General features: G+C 63.7%; 3 protein-coding genes. All 3 read left to right on the plus strand.

What is annotated here, in order from left to right:
* On the plus strand, positions 1-207 hold a 207-nt coding region (locus AC1D12_RS34105; protein ID WP_477845490.1), incomplete at its 5' end, for an oxidative damage protection protein.
* A 114-nt stretch (positions 208-321) separates the two neighbouring features.
* Positions 322-639 carry an H-NS histone family protein gene (locus tag AC1D12_RS34110; protein ID WP_047508939.1) on the plus strand — a complete coding sequence of 106 codons (318 nt, stop codon included), beginning with the start codon at positions 322-324 and terminating at the stop codon, positions 637-639.
* A 130-nt stretch (positions 640-769) separates the two neighbouring features.
* Positions 770-991 (plus strand): hypothetical protein (locus AC1D12_RS34115; protein ID WP_477845491.1); only part of this gene is annotated, 222 nt, incomplete at its 3' end.

Genomic DNA, 991 nt, shown 5'->3' on the forward strand with positions numbered 1-991 from the left:
GCCGGTGAACTGGGCAAGCGGATTTACAACGAAGTCAGCAAGGAAGCCTGGGCCGCCTGGATGAAGCACCAGACCATGCTGGTCAACGAGAACCGGCTGAACCTGGCCGACCAGCGTGCCCGCCAGTACCTCGCCCGGCAGATGGAGCGGTTCTTCTTCGGCGAAGGCGTCGAACAACCTGCCGGATATGTTCCCCCGACACCCTGACGTCCCCTGAAACTGGCAGTTTCCCTGCCGGCGAGTTTCGCTTGGCTTTTGAAGGTTTCCTGAATTAGAATCCCGGCGCCGGCACATATAGCCGGGTTCAACAGGAAACCATCGATGACCACGTTGCAGGATTTGCTCGCCAAGAAGGCTGCCCTCGAGCAGGAAATCGAAGCCACGCAAAAGCGTGAACGCCAGGATGCGATTGCCAAAGTCAAGTCGCTGATGAACGAATACGGCCTGTCGGCTTCCGACCTGACCGGCAAAAGCGGCACCAAGACCGGTGGAAAATCCGGCGCCAGCAAGGGTGGCAAGGTGGCGGCCAAATACCGCAACAACGCCACCGGCGAAACCTGGAGCGGTCGCGGCCTGCAACCCAAATGGCTGAAGGCGGCTGTCGCTGCCGGCAAGAAACTGGAAGACTTCGCGCTCTGATCCGGGCGTGCCGATTCCGGAAATCCGTATCGATTCCATCGGCTGACCGATACCCGCATCTGCGGGGTATCGCGCTCAGCCCGCCGGAAGCGTCGCGGGGTACATTCGAAAGCCTCCTCACGACGCCCACGTGCCCGTTTTCCGACAGCCCACCCTGCCCGTCATCCTGCTGCCGTCCACGCGCCTGAGCGTCTGGGCCTTGCAGGCGGTGTTGGCGTCGCTGGCCTGCCTGGCCCTCGGTCGCTGGGGGCTGTCGATCCCCCTGCTGAATCTTGTCTCGCCGCTGCCCTGGCTGCCCGGCGGCCTGGTGCTGGCCGCGCTGCTGCGCTGGGGTGCCGGCATGGCGCCCGGC

Source organism: Rhizobacter sp. P1_G5 (genome assembly GCF_056405435.1).